Source organism: Psychrobacillus sp. (genome assembly GCF_056205495.1).
Map to the genome: position 1 here is coordinate 1 of NZ_JBAEAP010000573.1, position 5,138 is coordinate 5,138.

Sequence of the window (5,138 nt, forward strand, 5' to 3'; positions counted from 1 at the left end):
AGTGAAGGGAAAGGAAGGGATTTTACTCGAGGAAGATATTATAGCAGCAATGACTGAAGAAGTAGCCATGATTGTATTACCTAGTGTTCTATATAGAAGTGGACAAATTCTAAATATGAAAAAGCTGACGGATGAAGCACATAAAAGAGATATTTTAATTGGCTTTGACCTTTGCCACTCGATTGGTGCAATCCCTCATTCATTAGATGAATGGGGAGTGGATTTTGCGTTTTGGTGTACTTATAAGCATTTAAATGGTGGTCCGGGATCTGTAGGTGGTCTTTATACAAATCAAAAGCATCTTGGCAAGAGGCCAGGACTTGCAGGCTGGTTTGGCTCTCAAAAAGAGAAGCAATTTGATTTAGAAATCTTCATGACACCTGCTGGCCAAGCTGGTTCTTTTCAAATAGGAACCCCTCATATATTAAGTGCAGCCCCATTGTTAGGATCTCTCGAAATGTTTGGGGAGGTAGGCATACACAAAATAAGGTCAAAGTCTGAGCAACTAACAGAATTTATGAGGATTCTAATAGAGAACGAGCTAAGTAACTTTGAATTTACAATTATTACACCAAGTGAAAGAGAACAAAGAGGTGGCCATCTGTTTCTAATGCATAAGGAGGCAGCAAGAATATGCAAAGCGTTAAAATCTAGGAATATAATTCCTGATTACCGCCCGCCTAATGGTATACGCTTGGCACCTGTAGCTCTATATAACACGTTTGAAGAGGTTTGGAAAACTGTAAATATATTAAAAGAAATTATGGAGAAGAAGGAATACTCCCAATATGATAATGAAAGAGAAGTAATAGCCTAGAAAGGGGAAAGCTTTTGTCTAATCCAATTGCTAATTCTGATGAGAGAGAATCTAACGAAAACGGAATTCATACAAATTTTGTACAGGATATGACCTATGGAGATTATCTTAAACTGGATACCATTTTAGCTAGTCAAAATACGTTATCTACTCACCACGATGAGATGCTTTTTATAATCATTCATCAAGTGAATGAATTATGGATGAAGCTTATTCTTCACGAATTGACTAGTGCTATTCAAGCTATTCAAAGGGATCATTTGCAAACAGCCTTTAAAATGTTAGCGAGAGTAACAAAAATACAATCACAGTTAATTCAAGCCTGGGATGTATTGTCTACTTTAACTCCTGCAGAATATTTAGAGTTTAGAGATCATTTAGGGAAGTCATCCGGTTTTCAGTCTTATCAATATCGTAAAATTGAGTTTGCTCTAGGGTACAAAACAGCACATATATTAAAAATTTACGAAAAGGATACGGCACTACATCATGAGCTAGGAATGGCATTTAAATCACCTAGTATTTATGATGTGTCCATTGACTGTTTGGCTAGAAGAGGATTTCCTATTAATCCGGATTTATTGAAAAGGGATTACTCAATCACGTATTCCGGTGACGACAGTGTCGCGGAGGCATGGAAGACAGTATACAAAAATGTTGATCAACATTGGGAGCTTTATCAGCTGGCAGAAAAGTTAATAGACATTGAGGATTGGCTGCAGCAATGGAGATTCCGTCACATGAAAACAGTGGAACGAATTATTGGTTTTAAAGTAGGGACAGGGGGCTCCTCTGGAGTCAATTATTTACGAAAGGTACTAGATCATCGCTTTTTCCCAGAGTTATGGGATTTGAGAACTAATCTATAGGGGTGAGGGAATATGTCTAATAGCTGGATAGATATTACGCTACCATTATCGAAAGAAATTGCAGTTTGGCCAGGAGATACACCATTTAGCTTTGAAGTTGTGCATACTAAGCAACAAACTGGTTCAGTGAATATTGGCCAGATTACTGCAAGTGTGCATACGGGCACTCATGCAGATGCACCATTTCATTTTAATAATAGTGCCGATACGATAGATAAGTTAGATGTTAATAATTATATTGGAGCAGCTAAAGTCGTTGATGTAACAGGCTTGGGCTTGATTGGTCGTGAAGAATTAGAAGGCTTTCATTTAGACGGTACAAAACGGTTATTATTGAAAACGAAAAAAGTGACCAATGTGGAACAGTTTCCTAGCTCCATACCTTTGTTAAGAGAGAATATAGGTGAGTTTTTACAAGAAAAGGGGATATTTTTATTGGGCTTGGATATTCCTTCTGTAGATGATATTGAAAGTAAGGAACTTCCGATACACCATACTTTATATCAGCATGGAGTAAATATTATCGAAAACCTATACTTGCAAGATGTTGCGGAAGGGGAGTATGAGTTAATCGCGTTGCCCTTAAAAATAGTAGGAGCAGATGGAAGTCCGGTCAGAGCTATTTTAAGAGCACTCTAATATTTTAAAAGGCTATGTTGAAGGGTAGGGTTGATTTATAATGCAAAGAAATCTTAGATCAGAGAGTAGAATTGATTTTTCGCACCAGCCGGACGCTTTCCTCGGGGTGAGCGATAAGCCATCACCCATCGCTAACACGCGTGGTTGTGATGTCTTATCTGTCTCACTCATCCCGTAGGAGTCGCCGTCTGGTGCTCCAATCAATCAATGGGAACCTCTTTGATGCATCGATAAATTGGTTATAAATTTACTCGGTTAAACAAAGCCGAAAAACTGTCACCAACCCCAATTTCATAATTTATTTGTCATTTGAAGGTCACTTATATAATGTTTACAGTCAATATATAAAAAGAATTGTTAGTCAAAATCAACCTATAACTTTAACAAAGCTTTTTAAAATAACACCAAAAAGTATGTATAGCTACTGCCTCCTATTAGATTAAATTTGACAATCCTGTAAACGTTCCTTCAAAATCATCCTGGAGAGTGAGAGAAATCATACTATATCCTTTTATACATGTTTATACTTAAGATAACATGGTATGTATGAAGCACAGGAGGAGTGATTACTTTGAAAAAGGTAGTTGTCGTAGGTGGAGGAATAACAGGACTTTCAGTCATGCATTATTTGCACCAGCTCAAAAATGAAAAATCCTTACAATTTGAAATGACCTTGATCGAATCAAATGAATATTTAGGAGGCAAGATTCATTCCGTACATAAGGATGACTTTATTATGGAGGTGGGCGCAGATTCTATAGTTGCGCGTCATGAATCAGTATTACCTTTAGTGGAGGAACTGGGATTAGAGAATGAGCTAGTATATAATGCAACAGGAATTTCTTATTTATATACGAATAATGAACTGCATGCCATTCCAGCTGATTCTGTGTTTGGAATTCCTACAAGTATAGAATCGCTTGAAAGTAGTACCCTTGTGTCAGAGGAAGGGAAAGAGGAAGCCTTAAAGGATTTAGATATGCCGAACGAAGGGTTTACGAAGGAAAGCTCCATTGGCTCTTTTTTAAAGCATTTCTTAGGGGAGGAGCTTGTGGAGAAACAGGTTGCTCCTGTTCTCTCTGGCGTATATTCCGGGGACTTGGACAAGCTGACTATGGAAACGACGTTGCCCTATTTGGTCGATTATAAAAATCAATACGGTAGTATTATCAAAGGACTCGGGGCTAACAAGGAACAATTTCAAAAATCTGCTAATAAGAAGTTTATTTCCTTTGCAAATGGTTTGTCTACATTAATTGACGGTATAGAAAAAGAACTTATAGGATCTACTATTATGAAAGGTGCTTATGTCTCTAATATAGAGCAAAGAAATAGTATGTATTATGTATCTCTATCGGATCATCAGGTAATAGAAGCTGATTATGTTATTCTAGCAACACCACATGATGTAGCACAAAAAGTACTGAAGCATAAGGAATTAGATACTGATTTCAATAAACTTAAAAACTCGTCTCTCATTAGTATTTATCTTGGTTTTGATATACCTGATGAGCAGCTACCTGCAGAGGGTACGGGTTATATTGTATCGGAAAACTCAGATGTGAAATGTAATGCTTGTACATGGACTAGCCGTAAATGGACACATACTTCAAAAAACAGTAAGTTATTGGTTCGTATGTTTTATAAGAGCACGAACCCAGAATTTACACAGATGAAGCATATGACTGAGGAGCAACTAATTGAGGTTGCTATGAAGGATATAAGAAATAGTCTTAAGCTAGATGGCATTCCTCAGGTAGTTGAGGTAACAAAATGGAACGATATGATGCCAAATTATCATTTGCAACATGCAGAAGCGATCAAATCCCTTGAGAAAAAAATGAATGATCTATTCCCTCAAGTCATATTGGCTGGTTGCTCATATTATGGAGTAGGAATTGGCCCCTGTATCAAAAATGGTAAAGAAACAGCGGAACGAATTGTAGAAAAGATGAAGTAATGCTAGACAAGATTACAGAGGACATCCCAAAGAAGAAAATCTTTGGGATGTCCTTTTCTGTTTTTCCGCTCAAATGGTTCTTTATTGTAAAGCGAGTAACTATGAGAGCAAATAAATCATACATATAGAAAGTATGAGGTTAGGTTTGTTATAAAAAAAAGTAAGGAGCACAAATTATGCCTACAAGCTGGTATCAAGCAATCCCTGAAATTGTGAACTTAGTAGTACAAGACGCTCCAGGGTCAATTTTAGATATAGGTGTTGGATTTGGAAAATATGGATTATTATTAAGAGAAGTTTTTGATATCCCTTATGAACGTTATGAAAAGGAATCCTGGCATCTTAAAATGGATGGTATAGAAGGCTTTAAGGAATATAATAATCCAGTACATGATTATGTATATAATAATATTTATTATGGGAATATTTTTGAGGTGCTTCCTACCTTAACGAAGAGATACGACACTCTCTTATTGATAGATGTACTGGAGCATTTTGATAAAAAAGATGGGTTACGACTAATAGACGACTTATTAAAAATCACGAATAAATCACTCATTATATCAACTCCGATATATCCAGCAGTGCAAGGGGAGTACTTAGGGAATGATTTAGAAACCCATAAAAGTCGGTGGAACATCATTGACTTCATTGATTATGATTTCAGATATAGTCAGGTGAAAATTCATGATAATGGGGCAAGTTTATTTAAAATCTATCCGTCCCCTCGGTAGAAATCTGCTTCTCTAAAAGATCATTTAAAGATTGGCTACCTTTTACCTCACCAGGGCTTAACTGGAGGAGTGAAGATGCTGTTATCGCAAATGGAAATGCTTCGCAAAAAAGGGCACCA

5 protein-coding genes are annotated in these 5,138 nt (G+C 36.8%); all 5 read left to right on the forward strand.

Features of this window, described 5'->3' with window-relative positions; all coding sequences use genetic code 11:
• The coding region (kynU, locus tag AC06OU_RS16185) for a kynureninase (RefSeq protein WP_475857151.1) at window positions 1–817 on the forward strand (817 nt) is incomplete at its 5' end.
• Window positions 818–831: 14 nt separating this feature from the next.
• Entirely contained in the window at window positions 832–1,686 is an 855-nt protein-coding gene (kynA, locus tag AC06OU_RS16190; RefSeq protein ID WP_475857153.1) for a tryptophan 2,3-dioxygenase, read from the forward strand.
• 12 nt (window positions 1,687–1,698) lie between these two features.
• On the forward strand, window positions 1,699–2,325 hold the full coding sequence (gene kynB, locus AC06OU_RS16195) for an arylformamidase (RefSeq protein WP_475857154.1): 627 nt from the start codon (window positions 1,699–1,701) through the stop codon (window positions 2,323–2,325).
• 571 nt (window positions 2,326–2,896) lie between these two features.
• Window positions 2,897–4,285 carry a protoporphyrinogen oxidase gene (locus AC06OU_RS16200; protein WP_475857155.1) on the forward strand — a complete coding sequence of 463 codons (1,389 nt, stop codon included), beginning with the start codon at window positions 2,897–2,899 and terminating at the stop codon, window positions 4,283–4,285.
• A 176-nt stretch (window positions 4,286–4,461) separates the two neighbouring features.
• Entirely contained in the window at window positions 4,462–5,019 is a 558-nt protein-coding gene (locus tag AC06OU_RS16205; protein ID WP_475857156.1) for a class I SAM-dependent methyltransferase, read from the forward strand.
• Window positions 5,020–5,138 lie beyond the last annotated feature (119 nt).